This is a genomic window from Demequina sp. B12, from assembly GCF_028823635.1.
GTDB lineage: Bacteria > Actinomycetota > Actinomycetes > Actinomycetales > Demequinaceae > Demequina.
This window is the reverse complement of sequence record NZ_JAPEHU010000002.1, coordinates 411,582-432,963: the sequence shown is the minus strand read 5'-3', so window position 1 is coordinate 432,963 and position 21,382 is coordinate 411,582. Positions and strand designations below refer to the sequence as shown.

Sequence of the window (21,382 nt, the reverse complement as noted above, 5' to 3'; positions counted from 1 at the left end):
GCGACGCACTTCCAACGGACCGGCACGCTACTCGAGGGGTCCATCCACCCGGAGGCGAAGGTCGCCACCGGCCTTTGACGCCTCCTGCTGAACCTCACGGCAGGCCTCCACCACGGCCGCTGCGCTTCCGCGCGTGACCAGCACTGACGCACCATCAGGACGGGTCACTACCGTTGCTCGGTCCTTGCCATCTTCCACGCCCGCGCGGCGAAGCGCGGCGGTCACCCACGCATCGTCTCCCGTGAGCCGTATGTGGCGCCGATGCGGCGGCAACCCAATCTCTTGACGTTCGGCATAGTCGTCGCGCGCCGCCTCCACCGGGTTCCACGACGACAAGGCCCTGCGCACCATGTCCGGGACATCTCCGACCACTGTCACTGCACCGCCCGCTCCTCGTGGGCGTGCGAGCGCCGCCGCGTTCAGCCACCACCGGACCGCACGCAGTTCGCCTCCGAGCCCAGCGAAGACCGGCACTCCCGCATCAACGATCACGATGTGTCGATATCCCTCGCGGACGGCAGGCAACGCGGCCGGGGTCGAAATGACCACGCCAGAGTCGACAGCGAAGTCCTCCACGACGCCGGTGCCGCTGCTGGAGATCGTCACGGGCGTACCTGCTGGCACCATCCGTTGCAGCTGCTCCGCCAACCGCTCCACACCTTGACGGACCTGCTTCAAGTGTGGATGGTGGCATTCCGGACAATGCCAATGTGGTTGCGCGTGGCCATGCGCCACGCACACCGGGTCCGCTCCACTCGCGGGAATGGCGAGGGGCGACTCGCACTCCCGACACTCGGCCCAGGCCTGGCACCGCGCGCACGCGGTCGCACCCACGTAACCCGCACGCGGCACCACGATTCCGACCGGCCCGGCATCAAGCGCGCGAAGCACTGAACGCCACACGCTGCCTGGCATCCAGTGCCTTCCGGAGGCGCCTTCAGCTTCACGCCGCGCACTCGTCATGATGTCAACGGTGGGCGTCGCCTCGCGCACCCGGTCACGGCTCGCACGCTCCGCACGCGCCCAGCCATGTTCCACCAACGCAATCGCATCAACGCTCAAGGCATACCCGCCAAGGACCACGGCAGTATGCGGCGCCGCCCGCATCGCGGCCACGGTGCGCACATGAAAGTAAGGCGAGTGAAGCTCCTCGTACACCGAGTTGCCCTCGTCCCACAGCACCAGGGCACTCAGGTGGGGTACCGGCTGCAACACCGTGGGCCGCGTCCCCACCACTACCCGGGCGTGCCCGTGCATGGCTGCCAAGTACGAGCCGAACCGTGGGTTCGGACCATCGTCGTGGTCGAGGACCGCGACCTGTCCACCGGAACGCGCTGACCACCGGCTCAAGCCGATGCGTTCAAGACTGGTGAGCACGAGCCGAACCGCGCGCGCATCGGGCACCACGATGATCGCCGAGCCTGTGTCTCCCAATGACTGCACCGCGATCGACACGAGGGCATCGGCGGGTGTGGCGGTCGGTCCACCGCTCGTAGATTCGACGGGCGGCAGCGCCTCCCACACCACACGATCTCCCGGTCGTAGCGTGACCCGTGCCGCCTGCGGCTCTAGCCGCACCAGTGCTTCTTTGTACGCAGGATCACTCCCCGGCGCGGACCAATCGCGTTTCTCCACCGCCGCGACGCGAGGCGGAGCCATCAAGCGGGCCACATCCCACCATGAGCCGCCATAGCGGCGTGCCACGTCTCGAGCCAACTCCAGCGCATCTGGAGTGAAACTGGGGATCGCAGACGAGCTCTTGACCTCCAGAAGGCGCCCGCCAAACGATGACTCGCTCGTCAACTCCGTCACTACAGCGCCAGTCAAGCGCCCAGCAAAAGGCACTCGAACCCTGGACCCTACGCTCACCGTGTCCACCAGCGTGGGAGGCACGCGATAGTCGAACGGCCGGTCCAGATGTGGGAGCGGACTGTCGAGCCGCACCCGCGCAATGGGGGCGGATGTCATGTCAGTCGTGAAGCGCTACTGCGCAGCCCCAGCCAGCGCGTCCGCACGATCCGTACGCTCCCACGTGAACTCCGGCAGCTCGCGACCGAAGTGGCCGTACGCAGCAGTCGAACGGTAGATGGGGCGACGCAAGTCGAGGGCATCAATGATGGCCTGTGGACGCAGATCAAACACTTCACGAATAGCCGTCACGATGCGGTCCTCCGGCACGTTGGCCGTACCGAAAGTCTCCACGTACAGGCCCACCGGGTGCGCAGTGCCAATGGCGTACGCCACCTGAACCTCGCATCGGTCCGCCAGGCCCGCCGCCACGACGTTCTTCGCCACCCACCGCATCGCGTAGGCAGCAGAGCGATCGACCTTCGACGGGTCTTTGCCGGAGAACGCACCGCCACCGTGGCGAGCCATACCGCCGTAGGTGTCGACAATGATTTTGCGTCCGGTGAGACCGGCGTCACCCTTGGGTCCACCAATCTCAAACCGACCCGTGGGATTGATGAGTGACCGGTGGCTGGCGGCGTCCAGGTCAAACGACGCGAGGACCGGAGCGATCACGGCAGTCTCCAAGGCTTCCCTCAGCGCGGGGGTCTCCCAGGACTCATCATGCTGGCTGGACAACACCACGGTGTCGACCGTCCGTGCGATCTCGCCTTCGTAGCCGATCGTTACCTGCGCCTTGCCATCAGGACGCAAGCCTTCAACCGCCCCTGACTTGCGCACTGCCGCCAGCTGCTGCGTCAGGCGGTGGGAGATAGCGATGGGCAACGGCATCAGTTCCGCGGTGTCACGGCACGCGTATCCGAACATGAGTCCTTGATCGCCCGCACCCAGTTCAGAGCCGTCCGTATCAGTAGCGGAGCCCACACCCTGCCAAATGTCTGCACTCTGCTCACCAATCGACACGGACACACCGCATGAGTCACCGTCGAATCCCACCTTGGACGAGGTGTAGCCGATCGACTTCACCACATCGCGGATGGTGCCAGGAATATCGACGTACGCGTCATCCGTGCTGACTTCACCGGACACGTGTACCAATCCGGTGGTCACCATGGTTTCGACAGCGACCCTCGCATGCGGGTCTTGGCGCAACATCTCGTCAAGGATGGCGTCAGAGACCTGGTCGCACACCTTGTCCGGGTGGCCCTCGGTCACGGACTCGGACGTGAACAGCCGCAGATCAGTCATGGCGCCCAGCCTAGTGGTCAGCGCAGACACTGCTTCCCAGCAAAGCAGGAAGGTCATGCGCGCTGTGTCACACACCGCGCAGCTGCACCCAGAGGGGGACTAGCTGAGAAGGCCCACCACAAAGTCGTACGCGTAGTCGCGAATCCCGGGCGCTTGGCTCTCGCGGGGCCCCACAAAGTTCACGATAAGTTCGCGACCAATCGATTCCAGCCACTCGCGGGCCTGTTCCGGTGACTGCGGATCCATCAACACAGGACGGCCGGTCCCTTCCGCAAAGGCCAACGCAATCGCGCATCCCTCAGAGCCCGCTACCGGGCCCAACGCGATCGTCGCGTGAGAATCGCGGATATTGAGCCGTGTACGCACCGCTGGCTCAGCCTCGATCGTGGGCTTGAGGCCAGGGAAGTCAATCAACACTCCGGGCGGATAGGGCTTGTCTTCAGCCCACCCCCCGGCCGGGCACCAACCACCGTGCACCACCTTGCAGGCGATCGCGGCCTGCAACGCTCCCCTGTCAACGCCTGTCTGGCCACCCGCAATGACACGTGAGATGAGCGACAACGACGTGTCCATGTGGCTCTCCCTCACTTGTGCTCCCGCGACGTGACCACCGACGCGAGGAAGGCGATCAGGGTCGCGATGACTGACCCTGTGTCAGAACGGTAGCAACTCCTTCACCCAGATACCTGCGGCGCAAGTCCCAGATCAGCGTCCGGAAGACACCTGCGTGCCGCGACGGCCACGGAAGCCGGCGCGCTCATGCACGCAGCGCACTCACGGAGTCGAGGATCAGATGAGCGACCGCCACCTTGCTACCAGCGCCCTCCGCAACGACGGCGCCCTGGGAGTTCAACACCGTCACGGAGTTGTCCGGGGTGCCAAACCCACGCTTCTGTCCCGTGGAACTGACGCCGACCTCGTTCACCACCAACAAGTCCGCGCCCTTCCGGCGGGCCTTGTGGGCACCGTGGTCAAGCACGGAGCCCGTCGCGTCGCCAGTTTCCGCAGCGAACCCCACCACCACCTGCGACTCACTCTTCAAGCGCACGAGGATCTGCAAGAGATCAGGAGTCTGTTCCAACTCCAAAGTCAATCCCGAGTCGCCGGTCTTCTTCAGCTTTGATTCGGAGACGGCTGCCAGTCGATAGTCCGCTACCGCGGCGGCCATCACCACCACATCGGCCCGTTCCGCACGCGATGCCAACGCGGACTGCATCTGAGCCGCGGTCTCCACATCGACACGTTCGATACCTTCGCCCAGCGGCAGGGTGACGTTGGCGGCGATCACCGTCACCTGAGCGCCACGCTCACGGGCCGCTTCAGCAACAGCGAAACCCTGCAATCCAGACGACCGGTTACCGATGTACCGGACCGGGTCAATGGGCTCACGTGTGCCCCCGGCAGTCACGAGCACCCGAACACCGTCAAGATCGCCCCAGGTACCGTGATTAGCCTCGGCAGGCGAAGAAGCGCCACCGTGGCCCGACATCTCATACAGAGCGGCCACGATCACTTCCGGATCGGGAAGGCGTCCGGGGCCCGAATCTGGACCCGTCAAGCGCCCCACAGCCGGCTCCAACACGTGGACACCACGCTCGCGCAGCGTCGCCACATTGGCAACAACCGCAGGGTCGTTCCACATCTCGGTGTGCATCGCAGGGCACACCAACACTGGCGCCTCAGTGGCGAGCAATGCGTTGCCGAGCAAGTCTGTGGCACGGCCCGCAGCCATTTGTGCAAGGAAGTCCGCTGTCGCGGGCGCCACGAGAACCGCATCGGCCCGTTGCCCCAGGCGAACGTGCTGCACCGACGGGACGTTCTCAAACGTCTCCGTCGGTGCGGGGTGTCCTGACAGCGCTTCCCACGTGGCGCGTCCCACGAAGTTCAGGGACGCCGCCGTGGGGACCACGCGGACATCGTGGCCGTCCTCCTTGAGCAGGCGCAACACAAGCGCCGACTTATACGCGGCAATTCCGCCGGTGACGCCCAGGAGGACGCGCATCGTGGTGGTCTTACTTCTCGGCGGAGTCGCCCAGGTCCAGCAAGCCACCTTCGTTGATCTCACGCAGTGCGACCGAGAGCGGCTTGTCCGTCGAGTCAGCCTCAACGAGGGGGCCGACGTTCTCGAAGTGGCCCTCGCCAAGCGCCTCGTAGTACGAGTTGATCTGACGTGCGCGCTTGGATCCGTAGATCACCAGTGCGTACTTGGAGTCAACCTTCTCCAGCAGCTCGTCGATAGGCGGGTTGGTAATGCCCTCGGGCTGTGCAACAGTTCCGGCCACGGTAACTCCTCAAAATCATGTGGGGTGGGGGAAACAAAACTCGGACTAGTCTAGCGCGCCCCTGCGATGATGCGCTCTAACTCTTCCACTGCAGTGTCGAGGTCGTCGTTCACGACGGTGACATCGAACTCATCGACAGCAGCAAGTTCTTCTCTCGCAGTCGCGAGGCGACGCTCTCTTTCCGAGGCGTCTTCAGTGCCACGCCCTTCAAGACGCGTGACCAGTTCGTCCCAGGACGGCGGCATGACAAACACGAAGAGGGCATCTGGCATGGTCTTCTTCACTTGGCGGACGCCGTCCAGGTCAATCTCTAGGACCGCAGGTTTTCCGGCAGCAAGTGCCTGTTCAACGGGCCCACGAGGAGTGCCGTAGCGATGCTTGCCGTGAACGGTTGCCCATTCGAGCAACCCGTCTGACGACACCAAATCATCAAACTCAGTGTCTGACACAAAGTGATAGTCGTGGCCGTTCCGCTCGCCGGGTCGAGCGGAACGGGTAGTTGCGGACACCGACACCCAAACATTGGGGTCGCGATCGACGACGGCACGCAACAACGTGCCCTTGCCTACCGCCGTGGGTCCGGCAAGTACAACGAGTCGACTCATCAACCCTCGCGAGACACGAGTGCGTCGACCTGGTGAGCGCCCAGTCCGCGGATCCGGCGTGCGGCAGAGATTCCGATCTCTTCCATCGCCGTTTCAGCGCGCTTGGGGCCGATGCCGGGGAGGCATTGGAGCAGGTCGCGGACTCGAATACCTGCGAGGGCCTCGTCTGCCTTGGCCTTGGTGATGGCCTCTTCAAGGGTCATCTCGCCGTGCGTGAGCTTCTCCTTGAAGACGCGACGTGCGCTGCGCACCGCCGTCGCCTTCACGAGAGCCGCAGCACGCTGTTCGTCAGACAGTTCCGGTGTAGCCACGGTCCCTTCCTTTCCTAGGGGTTTCCTGCGCAGGCCAATCAGGCCTGGAGGGCGGATTGTGCTGCGCCTGAAGCCGAGATCACGGCTTGACGCAACTTTTCAACAAAGGGGCCCTCTCGGAGAACACCCCTCGATTGATTGACGAGTACGAGCCGCCTGGAGTTCCCGAATACCTGGGACAACTCGGCGGGTCCCGCACCCTGTGCGCCCACTCCAGGCGCGAGGATTGGCCCGTTGAGGCCGTCGAGGCCGATGCCGAGGTCCGACACCGCCGTTCCTACCGTGGCACCCACCACGAGTCCGATGGACCCCATGGGGGTCTCCCCTACGTTGTGTTCGGCTGCCTGCCGCACGATCCCGGCAGCGACAGCCTCACCGTTCGCTGCACGTGCGTGCTGGACCTCAGCCCCTTCAGGATTCGAGGTCAGCGCAAGCACGAACAGGCCCTTGCCGTTCGTCTTCGCCAGGTCGATCGCGGGCTGCAAGGAACCGAACCCGAGATACGGCGACACCGTGAGCGCGTCACACTCGAGCGGTGCGCCTTTGGTCAGGAAGGCTTGCGCATAGCCGGCCATCGTTGACCCGATGTCTCCGCGCTTGGCATCCAGCACTGTCAGGAGTTCGGCCTCGCGGGCGCGACGCAGGATCAACTCCAGCGCCGCGACGCCGCGGGCTCCGTGACGTTCAAAGAACGCGGCATTCGGCTTGACAGCTGCCGCGTGACGGGCCGATGCCTCAATCACGGTTTCGCCGAAACTCGCCAATCCCTCGGGGGTGTCAGGCAAGCCCCACTGCTGCAGCAGTTGCGGATGCGGGTCGATGCCCACACAGAGCGGACCGTAGTCGCTCATCGCTACCGCGAGCTGTGCTCCGAATGCCATTCGGTTACTCCTTTGTGGCGCTTTCGCGCCGTCTGTTAGCCATGCTACCTGCGGATACGCAAGTGTGCGGGGTCAGGCAGTCGCCTCTTGCAGACTCTGCACCTCGAAGGGGCCGGCCAGGCGTGCTTCGATCGCTTGCACCGCAGCAGACAGTTGCTGGGTCGTGGTGACGATGGCGGAGTCGGCTGCGGTGGCTGCAGCACGAATCTCGTAACCGTCTGCACGAGCGCCCTGTCCGGACGGGGTGTTGATGACCAACGGCACCTGTCCATCGTTGATCAGATCGACGATGGTGGGTTCACCGTCGGGACCAACCCCTTCGGAGTACTTGCGCACCACGGTGGCGGGGATGCCGTAGCGTCCCAGCACCTGAGCGGTGCCCGCGGTTGCCAGAATCTCGAAGCCCAACTGCGCCAGACGTGCCACGGGGAACGAGATCGCTCCCTTGTCACGGTCAGCGACCGAAACGAAGGCCTTACCCGCCGTGGGGAGTCCACCGAACGCGGCCGCCTGGGACTTGGCGAAGGCGAGGGGGAAAGTCGAGTCAAAGCCCATGACCTCACCCGTCGACCGCATCTCAGGTCCGAGTACTGTGTCCACGACCAGGCCCTCGTGGGTGCGGAAACGCTTGAACGGAAGCACTGCCTCCTTGACCGCAATGCGCTGAGACATGTCGATCCGTGCCGCGTCCTGTTCAGGCAGCACACCATCGGCCTTGAGCTGCGCGATGGACGTGCCGGTCATCACAAGTGACGCGGCGGTGGCCAGGGGCACGCCTGTGGCCTTGGCCACGAAAGGCACCGTACGAGAGGCACGGGGGTTCGCTTCGAGGACATACAGCACGCCTGACTGCAACGCGTACTGGACATTCATCAGACCGCGCACGCCGATTCCCTTGGCAAGGGCCTCAGTCGAGGTACGAATCCGCTGTAGCTCCTGCTCAGACAGAGTGACGGGCGGCAGCACACAGGCCGAGTCACCCGAGTGGATTCCAGCTTCTTCGATGTGCTCCATGACGCCACCGAGGTACAACTCTTCGCCGTCGTACAGCGCGTCCACATCGATCTCGACTGCGTCGTCCAGGAAGCGGTCGATCAGCAGTGGTGCATCGGTGGCGTGGTCGCCGACGTCTGCCATCCGTGTGCCATAGTCGGCGAGTTGTTCACGCGAGTACACGATCTCCATACCGCGCCCACCCAGAACATAGGAGGGACGGACCAGGACCGGATAGCCGATGCGCTCGGCGATCTCGATGGCTTCGTCGATGCCGTGGGCGGTGCCATAGGCGGGCGCCGGCAATGCCGCTCCGTCGAGCACGCGGCCGAAGGCCGCGCGGTCTTCAGCGTTGTCGATGGCTTCAGGCGAGGTACCCAAGATCGGAACACCGGCATCGGCCAGGCGCTGTGCGAGCGACAGCGGCGTTTGGCCACCCAGCTGGACAAACATTCCCTTGACGGGGCCGGCTGCCTTCTCTGCTTCGTAGACGGCCATGACGTCTTCAAACGTCAGTGGTTCGAAGTACAGACGGTTGGCAGTGTCGTAGTCGGTCGAGACCGTCTCAGGGTTGCAGTTGACCATGATGGTCTCGTACTGGTCCTTGAGGCTCAACGCCGCGTGCACACACGAGTAGTCAAACTCGATGCCCTGGCCGATGCGGTTGGGGCCTGATCCCAGGATGAGGACGGCCTCGCGGTCGCGGGGGGCGACCTCGGTTTCGGCTTCGTAGGTGCTGTAGTGGTACGGAGTGCGGGCCTCGAACTCGGCAGCGCAGGTGTCCACGGTCTTGTAGACCGGCTGCACGCCCAGGTCTGCGCGCGCCGCGAAGATGTCTTCGACGGCGACGCCACGCAACTGGGCGATCTGAGCGTCGGCCAGACCGTGCCGCTTCGCAGTGCGCAGCAGCTCCGCGTCCAGGCTGTCTGCGGCCGCGACGTCGGCCGCGATCTCGTTCATCAGCAGCATCTGGTCCAGGAACCAGGGATCGATCTTGCAGGCATCAAAGATCTGCTCGACCGTGCAGTTGCCGGCAAGCACTGCACGCAGGAGCTGCTGCACCTGGATGAAGCGCTTCTCCGTGGGCACCACGATGGCCTCAAGCAGTTCGGCAACCTCGGCGTCGGTGGGGGCGTCACCTTCCCAGTGGAAGTTCATGCCCTTCTTGTCGATCGAACGAAGTGCCTTGCCCAGTGCCTCAGTGAAGTTGCGGCCAATGGACATGGCTTCACCCACGGACTTCATGGTGGTGGTGAGCACCGGGTCCGCCGCCGGGAACTTCTCAAAGGCGAAGCGCGGAACCTTGACGACCACGTAGTCGAGCGTGGGCTCGAACGATGCCGGGGTAGAGCCGGTGATGTCGTTGGGGATCTCGTCCAGTGTGTAGCCCAGGGCGAGCTTGGCCGCGATCTTGGCGATCGGGAAGCCGGTGGCCTTGGATGCCAGAGCCGACGAGCGGGATACGCGGGGGTTCATCTCGATCACGATGAGGCGACCGGTCTCAGGGTCCACGGCGAACTGCACGTTGCAGCCACCGGTGTCGACGCCCACCTCACGAATGATCGCGATACCGACGTCACGCATGCGCTGGTACTCACGGTCAGTGAGAGTCATGGCAGGAGCAACCGTCACCGAGTCACCGGTGTGCACGCCGACGGGGTCAACGTTCTCAATGGAGCACACCACCACGACATTGTCGTGACGGTCGCGCATGAGCTCGAGCTCGTACTCCTTCCACCCCAGGATGGACTCTTCGAGCAGAACTTCGGTGGTCGGCGAATAGTGCAGACCGGCGCCGGCGATGCGGCGCAGGTCGGCTTCGTCATACGCGAACCCGGAGCCCAGCCCGCCCATCGTGAAGGAAGGACGGACCACGACCGGGTAGTTGAGGTCTTCGGCTGCGGCCAGGCACTCGTCCATGGTGTGGCATATCACGGAACGTGCGGAGTCTGCACCGCAGCGTTCCACGACGCCCTTGAACAGTTCGCGGTTCTCACCCAGGTTGATTGCTTCGAGGTTCGCGCCAATGAGTTCGACGTCGTACTTCTCGAGAATGCCAGCTTCAGCTGCTGAGATTGCTGCATTGAGCGCAGTCTGTCCACCCAACGTGGGCAGCAGTGCGTCAGGGCGTTCCTTGGCAATGATCGCCTCGATCACCTCGGTGGTGATGGGCTCCACGTACGTGGCATCGGCGAACTCGGGGTCCGTCATGATCGTGGCGGGGTTGGAGTTCAGCAGGATCACGCGCACGCCTTCAGCGCGCAGAATGCGGCACGCCTGGGTGCCGGAGTAGTCGAACTCACAGGCCTGACCGATGACGATCGGGCCGGAACCGATGACGAGGACTGAGGTGATGTCGTCGCGCTTGGGCATCAGGCGCGCTCCCCCTTCATGACGGAGATAAAACGGTCGAATAGGTAGGACGCGTCGTGCGGTCCTGCGGCGGCCTCCGGGTGGTACTGCACGGAGAACGCGGGGATGTCGAGGCATTCAAGGCCTTCGACCACGTTGTCATTGAGGCACACGTGCGACACCTTGACGCGGCCGTAGCCGGCGGGGCTGTCGCTGGCGCTGTCGACGGGTGCGTCGACCGCGAAGCCGTGGTTGTGTGCGGTGACTTCCACCTTGCCGGTGGTGCGATCCATGACCGGCTGGTTGATGCCACGGTGTCCGAACTGCAGCTTGTAGGTGCGGTACCCCAAGGCGCGGCCCAGCATCTGGTTGCCAAAGCAGATGCCAAAGAACGGCACCTTGGCATCCAGGACCTTGCGAAGCTGGTCCACGGCGTGGGTTGCTGCTCCGGGGTCTCCGGGACCGTTGGAAAAGAACACTCCGTCAGGGTTCTCTGCGAGGATCTGCTCCGCAGTCCACGAGGACGGCACGACCGTGACACGGATGCCTCGTTCAGCCATCATGCGCGGCGTGTTCGCTTTGATGCCAAGGTCCACGGCCACCACATCGGCGACCTTCTCGACACCGTACACGGGCTCCACGACGTAGGCCTCGGTTGCGGAGACCTCGTCGGCAAGGTGTGCGCCGGACATCTCGGCGCCGGCCTTGACGCGTTCCACCAGCTCTTCCACGGGGGCCAGCGCGTCACCGGAGAAGATGCCTGCACGCATGACACCTTCGCGGAGGATCCGGGTGAGTTGACGCGTGTCGATTCCGGAGATGCCCACGATCCCCTGCTCGCGCAGGTCATCGTCCAGGCTGCGCTGGGATCGCCAGTTGGAGGGACGACGTGCGGGGTCGCGGACCACGTATCCGGCGACCCAGATCTGGCGAGACTCGTCGTCTTCGTCGTTCACACCGGTGTTACCGATGTGGGGGGCTGTCATGACCACGATCTGGCGGTGGTAGCTGGGGTCGGTCAGCGTCTCCTGGTAACCGGTCATGCCGGTGTTGAAGACGATCTCACCCAACGTGGACCCGGTGGCACCGTATGCGGCGCCTTCGAAGGTCCGGCCGTCCTCCAGGACGAGGATCGCGGGGGCGTTGGTCACGCGAATGCTCCTTCAAGTGAAACGTCAATATGGGTGGGACGGCCGCGCAAGAAGGTGGCGACAGCGCGTCCCGGAAGCTCGATTCCGCCAAACGGCGAGTTGTTGGACCGTGAGGCGGTTGCGGATGGCTCTACCGTCCATGGTGCCTCAGGATTGATGAGGGTAATGTTCGCGGGCTCTCCCACTTCGAGTGGGCGACCGTGATTCTCGTCACGTCCGATGCGCGCCGGTGTGGTCGACATGACGCGGGCCACGTCACGCCACGTGAGCGCTCCGGTGTCGACCATCGTCTTTTGCACGATCCCGACTGCAGTCTCCAAGCCGATCATTCCCATTGCGGCGGCTGCCCATTCGCAGTCCTTGTCCTCGTCTGGGTGCGGCGCGTGGTCGGTGGCGACAATGTCGATAGTGCCGTCGGCCAGGCCTGCGCGCACAGCATCCACGTCCGACTGAGTGCGCAGCGGTGGGTTGACCTTGAAACGCGGGTCATAGCCGCGAACCGACTCATCGGTCAGCAGCAGGTGGTGAGGCATGACCTCCGCGGTGACGTCGATGCCCTTGGCTTTTGCCCACCGGATGATGTCCACGGAGCCTGCGGTCGACAGGTGGCAGACGTGGAGGCGTGATCCGACATGCTCAGCGAGAAGTACGTCGCGGGCGATGATGGATTCTTCTGCCACTGCAGGCCAACCGGCCAGACCGAGCTCTGCGGAGACGTAGCCTTCGTGCATCTGCGAGCCCTCGGTCAGGCGCGGGTCCTGGGAGTGCTGCGCGATGACACCGTCAAAGGTCTTGACGTACTCCAGCGCGCGGCGCATCAGCACTGGGTCGTGGACGCACTTGCCGTCATCGCTGAAGACGCGGACCTTGGCCCGCGAGTTCGCCATGGCACCCATCTCCGACAACTGCTTGCCTTCGAGCCCCACGGTGACCGCTCCCACGGGGAACACGTCGACGAGACCCACTTCAGCACCACGGGAAGCGACCTGCTCGACGACGCCTGCGGTGTCTGCCGTAGGCGTGGTGTTCGCCATGGCGTGCACGGCGACGAACCCGCCCTTGGCTGCGGAGCGCGAGCCGGTCTCGATGGTCTCGGCGTCTTCGCGTCCAGGCTCACGCAAGTGGACGTGGATGTCCACGAGACCCGGCAACGCGACCAGACCGGACGCGTCGAGCGTACGGGCGCCAGCCGGAGCATCGGCCCTCTCCAGTGAAGTGATGACGCCGTCGACGACCACGATGTCCGATGCGGTGTCGCCGTAGAGCGACGCGTTGACAATGACTAGGGCGTCCGTGGCGGTCTCGCTCACTGGGGCGCCTCCTCTCCAGAAAGCAGTAGGTATAGGGCGGCCATGCGCACGGCAACGCCGTTGCTGACCTGTTCGACGATGACGGAGCGCGGCGAATCCGCTGCCTCCGCGGAGATCTCCAGGCCCCTGTTCATGGGGCCGGGGTGCATGATGATGGCGTGATCGGGCATCCGGTCCATGCGGGCGCGGTCCAGGCCAAAGAGTCGCGTGTACTCCTCGGGGCTGGGGAAGAACCCTGAGCCGCCACCGGTCATGCGTTCGCGCTGAACACGCAACATCATGATGGCGTCGAGGTCGTGTGCTTCGAGCGCATCGTCCAACGTGTAGTAGACGGAGATGTCCTCACGCTGCGCCATTCCGAACGGCAGCAGCGTGGGAGGAGCGACGACCACCACGTTCGCACCCAGCGTCTTCAGCAGTGCGACGTTGGAGCCGGCGACGCGCGAGTGCAGGATGTCGCCCACGATCGCGACGGTCAGCCCATCGAGACCTTTGCCTTCACTGTCGGAGACCAGGTGACGACGCGCGGTGAACGCGTCGAGCAACGCCTGCGTGGGGTGCTCGTGGGTTCCGTCACCGGCGTTCAAGACGGCGCCGTGCATCCAGCCCGAGTCCGCCAGTCGCTGAGCGGCACCTGAGGCCCAGTGGCGGATGACCACGGCATCGGCTCCCATAGCCTGCAACGTCAGAGCGGTGTCCTTGAGAGATTCCCCCTTGGACAACGATGAGCCCTTGGCGGAGAAGTTGATGACATCCGCGCTGAGGCGCTTAGCCGCTGCTTCAAAGCTGATGCGTGTGCGGGTGGAGTCTTCGAAGAAGAGGTTGACGACGGTGCGGCCGCGCAGCGTGGGAAGCTTGCGAATCTCACGTTCCTGCGTGGCAGACATCTGGGCAGTGGTGTCGAGGATCCGGATGGCGTCCTCGCGCGACAAGTCCCGCGTTCCGAGTAGGTGCTTCACGCGCGTCCCCCTGACAGGATCACTGCATCATCGCCGTCTGTCTCTGCAAGGCGAACATCGACGCGTTCGCTGCGCGAGGTCGGAATGTTCTTGCCCACAAAGTCCGCGCGGATCGGGAGTTCGCGGTGGCCACGGTCCACCAGCACCGCCAACTGGACTGCGCGAGGCCGGCCCTCGTCCTTGATGGCGTCGAGTGCGGCGCGAATGGTGCGGCCGGTGTGGAACACGTCGTCCACGAGCACCACTGTCGCGTCATCGATACCGAACTCGGGCAGCATCGTGGAGCCGATGCTGCGCGTGGGCTGTGAGCGGAGGTCGTCGCGGTACATCGTGATGTCGATGCTGCCGGTACGTGCTTTCGCGTCGAAGGCTGGCTCTACCTGCGCGATGCGCTCTGCGAGCCGATGAGCGAGTGGCACTCCGCGAGTGGGGATCCCCAGCAAGACGAGCGACTCGTGCCCCTCGTTGCGTTCAAGGATCTCGTGTGCAATGCGTGTGAGCGCGCGACTAATGTCGGGCGCACCAAGAATGGTGCCAGTCATACTGGCGACCTCCTTCCCCGCCTCTCTGGACGGTCCTTAAAGGATGTCTGTCAGGTGCCAGCGTACCTGACCTGAGGCACGCTGGCGGCGCCCCGAGGGGCGTTTCTTTAGTCGTCTGCGAAGTCGGAGTATGCGGCCGACCCGCCGTCGATGTCGCGGGAGTCTTCCGCCGGGGTCTCTGCCGTGACGCTACCCAGCGCGGGCGCCTCACGCGTGATCCGCCCGAGCACCCCGTTGATGAAGCGGGGCGAGTCGTCAGTGCTGAGGTCGCTTGCGAGAGTGACCGCTTCGTCGATGGCGACGGCGGGTGCCACCTCGTCGTTGCACAGGATTTCCCAGCTCGCGATACGCAACAGGTTGCGATCCACTGCGGGCATGCGCTCAAGGGTCCAGTCCGGAGCTGCATCCACGATGATGGAGTCGAGCTCACGGCCCCGCTCAATCACGCCGCGGATGAGCTCTTGGGCGTAGGGCGGGAGCGGAGTCTCGCGTCCGGAAACCTTCAGGCGCTCTTCGAGCGCACGATCCAACGGCATGCTGCGCTGCTCCGCCTCGAACAGAACATCCAAGGCGCGCTTACGGGCTTTGGTACGGGCGCTCACTAGTCGTTGACGCGGCCCAGGTAGTCACCGGACTCGGTGTTGACCTTCACCTTGGTGCCGGACTCCAGGAACAAGGGCACCTGGATCTCTTTGCCGGTTTCCAGGGTTGCAGGCTTGGTGCCGCCCGAGGAACGGTCGCCCTGCAGGCCAGGCTCGGTGTAGGTCACTTCGAGCACCACGGATGCGGGAAGTTCGAGGAAGATCGGGTTACCGTTGTGCGAACCAACGGTGGCCTTCTCGTTTTCGAGGAGGTAGTCGGTAGCGCTACCCATGATCTCGGGGCTGATGGTGACCTGGTCGAAGGTGTTGGGGTCCATGAAGACAAAGCCAGCACCGTCGTTGTAGAGGTACTGCATGTCACGGCGGTCCACAGTCTCGAAGTCGACCTTGGCGCCTGCGTTGAACGTCTTGTCGACGACCTTGCCGCTGAGGACGTTCTTCAACTTGGTACGAACGAACGCACCACCCTTGCCGGGCTTGACGTGCTGGAACTCGATAACGGACCACAGGTTGCCGTCGAGGTTGAGTACTGAGCCGTTCTTAATGTCGTTCGAAGAAGCCACGGTGATGTCCTTGTCGCGTTCGTGTCGTTAAGCCGCAGAGAATTCTATAGGACGCGGGGCTCGATCACAGCAGCGAATCGGAAGACACCGCGTCGTAGGCGCCCAGGAGCAGCGCTGGGTCCGGGCCTTCGAGACGGACAGGGTTGCCGATTCCCTGCAAGATCACAAACCGGAGCAGGTCTCCCCTGGTCTTCTTGTCGCGCTTCATCGCAGTGTGAAGTGCATCCCACCTGCCGCCGGGATACGTGGTGGGGAGCCCTAGTCCGCCCAGGATCTCGCGGTGCAGGTCAACTGCGGCATCGTCCAGCTTGCCTGCGAGCCGCGCGAGTTCCGCCTCGTAGACCATGCCCACGGATACAGCGGCTCCGTGACGCCACTGATACCGCTCGGTGTACTCGATCGCGTGCCCAAACGTGTGACCGTAGTTCAAGATCTCGCGCAGGTAAGACTCTTTAAGGTCCGCGGCGACCACGGTCGCCTTGACCTGGATCTTCCGAGCGATCAGCGTTTGTAGGACGTCGAGACCGTCATCGGACAGCTCTTCGGCACGCAAGGCCGATGCGTGGGCCTGGGCAAGTTCAAGAATGGTCGCGTCTGCGATGAAGCCGCCCTTGACCACCTCGGCAAGTCCGGCGACCCGGTCATAGACAGGGAGAGTTGCCAAAGTGTCGAGATCACACCACACGCCAAGCGGCTCATGAAAAGCCCCCACCAAGTTCTTGCCCTCGGTGGTGTTGATTCCTGTCTTGCCGCCCACGGCCGCGTCGACCATGCCCAACACAGTCGTGGGCATCTGGATAACGGCCACGCCCCGAAGCCATGACGCCGCCACGAAGCCGGCCAGGTCGGTCACTGCTCCACCGCCCAGTCCCACCACCACGTCAGTGCGGGTGAAGTCGGACTTGCCCAACACCTGCCAGCAGAACGCGGCAACCTCGGCAGTCTTGCCAGCCTCAGCATCGGGCACCTCAATCAGCACGCCCTGTCTGCCGGATGCCTCTACACGGCCACGCAGCGCATCGGCCCGCTGCGCCATGGGAGCGGAGTGAATGATGGCAACACGAGTCGCGGCGCCGGGGAGGGACTCCACGACCGGATCGATGAGGTTGTGCCCAATGTGGACGTTATACGGCTGCGATGTTCCTACGTGGACGGTCGTGGTCATGCGCGCTCCAGTCCTTCTGCAATGACGGCGGCAACCTGCTCTGCGCTCAAGTCGTCCGTCACAATGCTGGTGGTGGCCAGGTCTTCGTACACCGGACGCCGTAGCTCCATCAGTTTGAGCCACTGTTGACGGGGGTTGCCCACCAGCAACGGTCGCGAAGCATTGAGGCCCACTCGAGGCGTCGCGGCCTTGAGGCTCACATCCAAGAACACCGTCACTCCCCCGCGGTCGGCGTATTCACGGAGAACCTGCTGAGTGGCTTCTCGCATGACAGCACCGCCACCCAAAGACAGCACTCCGGCATGCTCGGCGATCGCTTCGCCTACCGCCTGCTCTTCTAGTTCACGGAACTTTGGCTCTCCATCGGTGACAAAGATGTCCGGAATCGACTTTCCGGCGCGCGCAGCGATGTCCTCATCCGTGTCACGCCATGCCACGTCGAGGACACGCGCCAACGCACGTCCCACCGACGACTTCCCCGACCCAGGTGGGCCGATCAGGACAACGCGCGGCTGTGGCATCAGCGCAGGTGCTCGGGCACTGCGGCCTGGTAGGCCTCGATGTTGCGGCGTACTTCCGCGACCGAGTCACCACCGAACTTCTCAATCAGCGCATCGGCCAGAGTCAATGCCACCATGGCCTGCGCAACGACCGCGGCAGGAGCCACCGCACACACGTCTGAACGCTGGTGGATCGCTTTGGCAGCCTCACCGGTTGCCGTGTCGATCGTGTCTAACGCACGCGGCACCGTGCTGATGGGCTTCATTGCGGCAGAGACGCGCAATGGTTCACCGTTAGTCATGCCACCCTCAACACCACCGGCACGGTTAGTGCGGCGAGTCACGTTGCCGTCGCGGTACTCGATCTCATCGTGCGCGGCGGAACCACGGCGGCCAGCGGTGCGGAAGCCATCGCCGATCTCCACGCCCTTGATTGCCTGGATGCCCATCATCGCGGCAGCAAGGCGCGCGTCCAAACGGCGATCCCAGTGCACGTGGCTGCCCAGTCCCACCGGGACACCGTAGGCGACTACCTCGACCACCCCGCCCATGGTGTCACCTTCCTGCTGGCATGCGTCGATCTCTTCGACCATGCGCGCTGAGGTTTCAGCGTGGTAGCAACGGATGGGGTCGGCGTCGAGCTCAGCCGTGGCATCTGCTGGCGGCAGAGGCGCATCTTCAGGAACCTGAATGGGGCCCACCTGCGTGGTGTGGGACACAAGCCTGATCCCCGCAGCCTGCTCCAGGAAGGCTTCAGCTACCGTGCCCAAGGCCACCCGGGCCGCAGTTTCACGGGCCGATGCGCGCTCCAGCACCGGACGCGCGTCGTCAAAGCCGTACTTAGTCATGCCTACCAGGTCCGCGTGGCCGGGACGCGGACGGGTCAGCGCTGCGGCGCGGGCACCGGAGAGTTCGGACTCGTCGACAGGGTCCGGGCTCATCACGGTCTCCCACTTGGGCCACTCAGTGTTACCCACCTGGATCGCGATAGGGCCGCCCTGCGTCACGCCGTGCCGCACGCCACCGAGTACCGAAACCTGGTCCTGCTCAAACTTCATACGAGCGCCGCGTCCATAACCAAGACGGCGACGAGCCAACGCCTCCTGAATCTGCGAAGACGTCACCTCCACACCAGCGGGAAGACCCTCAAGAGTGCCCACCAGAGCGGGACCGTGCGATTCACCTGCGGTAAGCCATCTCAGCATGGGTCACATTGTGCCAGAGGGACATGGGTGCCAGGTGCGCTGGCGTGGACGGCCACACATGAAAGAGGCGGGCCACCCTTCTGGGGGACCCGCCTCTTTGTTCTAGCCGCGTCTAGTTTGCGCCCTCTTGCTCAGGTGCGTCGTCCTCAAGACGGATGAAGGGCGAGTCGCCTGACACCTCTGCAGTACCGAGAGCACCTTCGTCAATCGATGAGGTGTCGATCTCCGACAAGTAGAGTCCACCGGATATCTCCAGCCGCACATCGCCGTCGCCGGCCTCGGACACACCACCGGCAACGACTTCTCCGTCGACCAGCCCAAGGACGTCAATCTCTCCCACCTGGAAGAACTGAACGGAGGGATCCTGGAGGCGGGAAAGGAAGTCGTACGCCTCTTGGGGCGTGCCGACTACCGTGAACTCAAACGGAATCGCCGCGAGTCCCTCGGCACGAACCTGCTCCCCGGAGGGTACCGACACGACCGGAGTGAATGCCTCGGCCGCGATCTTCGTGGTGGGCGCGGGGCCGCTCTGAAAATACTTGGCTGCACGCGTAGAGTCCAGCAGCACGGCTGGAATCTCCCAACCAGCGACCAACGAGCCGTACTCCTGTCCGGAAGCCGCGATCTCGACACCAGACTCTGAGATTGCGTCAGAGATGCGGTTCCTAAACCCTTCAAGGTCAAGACGCTGAGGGGCGTTGAGTTCGAGCGTCGGCTTGATATCTGGCGCCTCGCCAAGCGCCGAGTCAAATGCCTCGATAGAGGCCTCATCGGCTTGGACCGTAGCAATGTTTGCCCGGACCAAGTCCTCGTCACTGGCGAATGCGGAAGCCTCATCAACCTGAGGTTTGATCGCGAGGAACCAACCAAGAAGAACCACGGCAATAATTCCCAAGGCCGTCAGTGCGAAGATAGGCGCATACTTCGAGTTCAGCATTATTCGGTCTCCTCACTGGGACTGGGGCTGGGCGCCGGTGCCGCGGCAGGTTCATCTGTCGACAAGGCCGCGTTGGGGTCAACGACGACAAATCCCTCGTCGTCAATGAACCGCTCGGTGAGCGCTGACTCAACAATGCTGACGTTGCCGTTGACAAGCCAAACGAGAGCGCCGTCCGGAGTCGAGTATGACTCGGTGAGAATGGTGACTTGCTCCAAGCCAGGCAACGCCTCAATGCGAGTGGCAAGAGCAGTTGCTTCTTCGTAGGACTCAGTTTGAGCAGAGAACTCGATGGTTCCCACACCCGGAACCATGGTGTCGGATCCGTTGACCTGACTAAACCCGGCCGCAGAGGGGCCTGTGTAGGTCAAGCCGACGATCGCGGTTTCGTCGGTGTCCACTTCGAGGAACGAGAACACCAGGTTGGCAATGTCGACATCGCCGTATCCGATCTGGCCGAGCGTCCATGCGTCGGACTCGTACTCCACCAGCGCGTCATAGGTCTCAACCTGCGAGTCCCGAGACGCCAGCGCGAGCCGCTGCTCATCAATCGCGTCTTCGAGTCCAGACTTGGCTACCTGCTTTGCCCCGAGTGCCAGCACGTATCCAGCGACCATCACGCCAACCGCAATGAGCACCGCAAACATTGCGGTGAACTTGACCGCGCGCATCTTGGTTGCTTCCGCGATCTCCTGCGGAATCAAGTTGACGGAAGGGAGCGCTGGAGCGCCGTACTTCTTGTCTACCGGTTTCATCACTCCACCCCCATCGCAAGCCCAATGACGCTAGCGAGGCCGGCCTCGCGTCCACGCACCTGAGACAAGTCGACCTTCTTACCGATCCCCATGCCTGCGAGCGGGTCACCGATCATCGCAGGCAGTCGCGTCGCACTCGAAAGTGACTGCCCGAAACCCTGAAGGTAGGCTCCCCCGCCGGTCAGAACCAGCCGTTCGGCTGCACCGCCTGGGTTTGAGCTCGCGAAGTACACCAAGGTGTTGCGAATCGACTCGATCAATGGACCCATGGCGTGGCCCACAGCGTCCGCTACCTGACGGTGCTCCTGCGGTGCTGATGGGTTCATGCCGATCTGGAACTTCAGTTGATCAGCGTCCACAGACGACCCTTTGAAGGCAGCACGCACAGCCTTGGAGGCGTCGTTTCCACCTTGAGCCAAGACTCGTACGAGCCGGGGAACACCGTGTTGCGACACCACGACCGATGTCGTTGCTGCGCCGACGTCGACTACCGCGACTGTGCCCTGGAGCAACTCACCCTTGCAGATCGACCGCCACAGAGCGAAAGCCGTGTGGTCGACGCGCGAGAGGTGAACCCCCGAGCCGTCGAGTGCAGAGATCACGCCTCGCACCAGTTCACGCGGCGAAGCAACCAAGAGCCCCTTGAACATCTGGCCCTGATCGCCGGCGAACTCTGCCGTCGGGTAGAAGTCGAGCAAAGCCTCGTCAACAGCCATGGGCAACGAGTCCCGTACGTGGAATGCGAGCGACTTGCGCACCTTGTCCATCGGCTGTGCAGGTACGTCCACCTCACGGATCACGACGCTCGGATGACCAATGCTGACCGCGGCAGACTTTGCGTTGACCTTCGCGGCAGAAACGGTCTGCTTCACGACGTCGGCAAAAGCCCCAGGCTCTTCGATCTCTCCGTTACGAATGACTCCTGCGGGCACAGCGCGCTCCGCGAATGCGGTCAGGGTCGCACCATCGCGCGGATCCGTGCCGCCCCTGAGTTCAATCTCTGCGACTCGAATCGCTGTCTCACCAACGTCGATCGCAACTTGTCTTGTTGCCACCTGTAGTCCCCTCTGAACTAATGTCTACTGACCTATCGGCACAAACCGCACGTTTCTG

21 protein-coding genes are annotated in these 21,382 nt (G+C 63.7%); all 21 read right to left on the bottom strand.

Annotated elements, in window-relative coordinates:
- Positions 1-27 precede the first annotated feature (27 nt).
- The gene (locus ON058_RS06540) at positions 28-1,968 is read right to left on the bottom strand and encodes a hypothetical protein (protein ID WP_274668219.1); all 1,941 of its coding nucleotides are present in this window, start codon (positions 1,966-1,968) and stop codon (positions 28-30) included.
- A gap of 15 nt (positions 1,969-1,983) precedes the next feature.
- Complete coding sequence (gene metK / locus ON058_RS06535; protein WP_274668218.1) at positions 1,984-3,156, bottom strand: methionine adenosyltransferase; 1,173 nt, start codon at positions 3,154-3,156, stop codon at positions 1,984-1,986.
- Between the two features lie 99 nt (positions 3,157-3,255).
- Positions 3,256-3,729 (bottom strand): putative molybdenum carrier protein, encoded by a 474-nt coding sequence (locus ON058_RS06530; RefSeq protein WP_274668217.1) that lies wholly within the window; start codon positions 3,727-3,729, stop codon positions 3,256-3,258.
- A 184-nt stretch (positions 3,730-3,913) separates the two neighbouring features.
- Positions 3,914-5,158 (bottom strand): bifunctional phosphopantothenoylcysteine decarboxylase/phosphopantothenate--cysteine ligase CoaBC, encoded by a 1,245-nt coding sequence (gene coaBC, locus ON058_RS06525; protein ID WP_274668216.1) that lies wholly within the window; start codon positions 5,156-5,158, stop codon positions 3,914-3,916.
- Between the two features lie 10 nt (positions 5,159-5,168).
- Positions 5,169-5,438 carry a DNA-directed RNA polymerase subunit omega gene (gene rpoZ, locus ON058_RS06520; protein ID WP_274668215.1) on the bottom strand — a complete coding sequence of 90 codons (270 nt, stop codon included), beginning with the start codon at positions 5,436-5,438 and terminating at the stop codon, positions 5,169-5,171.
- Between the two features lie 50 nt (positions 5,439-5,488).
- Positions 5,489-6,043 carry a guanylate kinase gene (gmk, locus tag ON058_RS06515; protein ID WP_274668214.1) on the bottom strand — a complete coding sequence of 185 codons (555 nt, stop codon included), beginning with the start codon at positions 6,041-6,043 and terminating at the stop codon, positions 5,489-5,491.
- Entirely contained in the window at positions 6,043-6,354 is a 312-nt protein-coding gene (mihF, locus tag ON058_RS06510) for an integration host factor, actinobacterial type (protein WP_274668213.1), read from the bottom strand. Before mihF ends, gmk begins: the two co-directional genes overlap by 1 nt.
- A gap of 38 nt (positions 6,355-6,392) precedes the next feature.
- A complete protein-coding gene (pyrF, locus tag ON058_RS06505) occupies positions 6,393-7,235 on the bottom strand; it encodes an orotidine-5'-phosphate decarboxylase (RefSeq protein WP_274668212.1) in 843 nt (280 codons plus the stop codon).
- A gap of 72 nt (positions 7,236-7,307) precedes the next feature.
- Complete coding sequence (carB, locus tag ON058_RS06500) at positions 7,308-10,601, bottom strand: carbamoyl-phosphate synthase large subunit (protein ID WP_274668211.1); 3,294 nt, start codon at positions 10,599-10,601, stop codon at positions 7,308-7,310.
- Positions 10,601-11,731: a glutamine-hydrolyzing carbamoyl-phosphate synthase small subunit gene (carA, locus tag ON058_RS06495; RefSeq protein WP_274668210.1), complete on the bottom strand. Its 1,131-nt coding sequence runs from the start codon at positions 11,729-11,731 to the stop codon at positions 10,601-10,603. Before carA ends, carB begins: the two co-directional genes overlap by 1 nt.
- Positions 11,728-13,011: a dihydroorotase gene (locus ON058_RS06490; protein WP_274668417.1), complete on the bottom strand. Its 1,284-nt coding sequence runs from the start codon at positions 13,009-13,011 to the stop codon at positions 11,728-11,730. Before ON058_RS06490 ends, carA begins: the two co-directional genes overlap by 4 nt.
- Positions 13,012-13,037: 26 nt before the next feature.
- The gene (locus tag ON058_RS06485) at positions 13,038-14,000 is read right to left on the bottom strand and encodes an aspartate carbamoyltransferase catalytic subunit (protein ID WP_274668209.1); all 963 of its coding nucleotides are present in this window, start codon (positions 13,998-14,000) and stop codon (positions 13,038-13,040) included.
- Entirely contained in the window at positions 13,997-14,542 is a 546-nt protein-coding gene (gene pyrR, locus ON058_RS06480) for a bifunctional pyr operon transcriptional regulator/uracil phosphoribosyltransferase PyrR (protein ID WP_274668208.1), read from the bottom strand. The genes ON058_RS06485 and pyrR overlap by 4 nt, the downstream gene beginning before the upstream one ends.
- 107 nt (positions 14,543-14,649) lie before the next feature.
- On the bottom strand, positions 14,650-15,144 hold the full coding sequence (nusB, locus tag ON058_RS06475) for a transcription antitermination factor NusB (RefSeq protein ID WP_342452999.1): 495 nt from the start codon (positions 15,142-15,144) through the stop codon (positions 14,650-14,652).
- On the bottom strand, positions 15,144-15,707 hold the full coding sequence (efp, locus tag ON058_RS06470; RefSeq protein WP_274668207.1) for an elongation factor P: 564 nt from the start codon (positions 15,705-15,707) through the stop codon (positions 15,144-15,146). Before efp ends, nusB begins: the two co-directional genes overlap by 1 nt.
- Positions 15,708-15,771: 64 nt before the next feature.
- Positions 15,772-16,872 (bottom strand): 3-dehydroquinate synthase, encoded by a 1,101-nt coding sequence (gene aroB / locus ON058_RS06465; RefSeq protein WP_274668206.1) that lies wholly within the window; start codon positions 16,870-16,872, stop codon positions 15,772-15,774.
- Entirely contained in the window at positions 16,869-17,393 is a 525-nt protein-coding gene (locus ON058_RS06460; protein ID WP_274668205.1) for a shikimate kinase, read from the bottom strand. The genes aroB and ON058_RS06460 overlap by 4 nt, the downstream gene beginning before the upstream one ends.
- Positions 17,393-18,577, bottom strand: a complete 1,185-nt coding sequence (aroC, locus tag ON058_RS06455; RefSeq protein WP_274668204.1) for a chorismate synthase — start codon at positions 18,575-18,577, stop codon at positions 17,393-17,395. Before aroC ends, ON058_RS06460 begins: the two co-directional genes overlap by 1 nt.
- Before the next feature lie 112 nt (positions 18,578-18,689).
- Positions 18,690-19,514, bottom strand: a complete 825-nt coding sequence (locus tag ON058_RS06450) for a hypothetical protein (protein WP_274668203.1) — start codon at positions 19,512-19,514, stop codon at positions 18,690-18,692.
- Entirely contained in the window at positions 19,514-20,269 is a 756-nt protein-coding gene (locus ON058_RS06445; protein WP_274668202.1) for a hypothetical protein, read from the bottom strand. Before ON058_RS06445 ends, ON058_RS06450 begins: the two co-directional genes overlap by 1 nt.
- Positions 20,269-21,324 carry a pilus assembly protein PilM gene (gene pilM / locus ON058_RS06440; protein WP_274668201.1) on the bottom strand — a complete coding sequence of 352 codons (1,056 nt, stop codon included), beginning with the start codon at positions 21,322-21,324 and terminating at the stop codon, positions 20,269-20,271. Before pilM ends, ON058_RS06445 begins: the two co-directional genes overlap by 1 nt.
- Positions 21,325-21,382 lie beyond the last annotated feature (58 nt).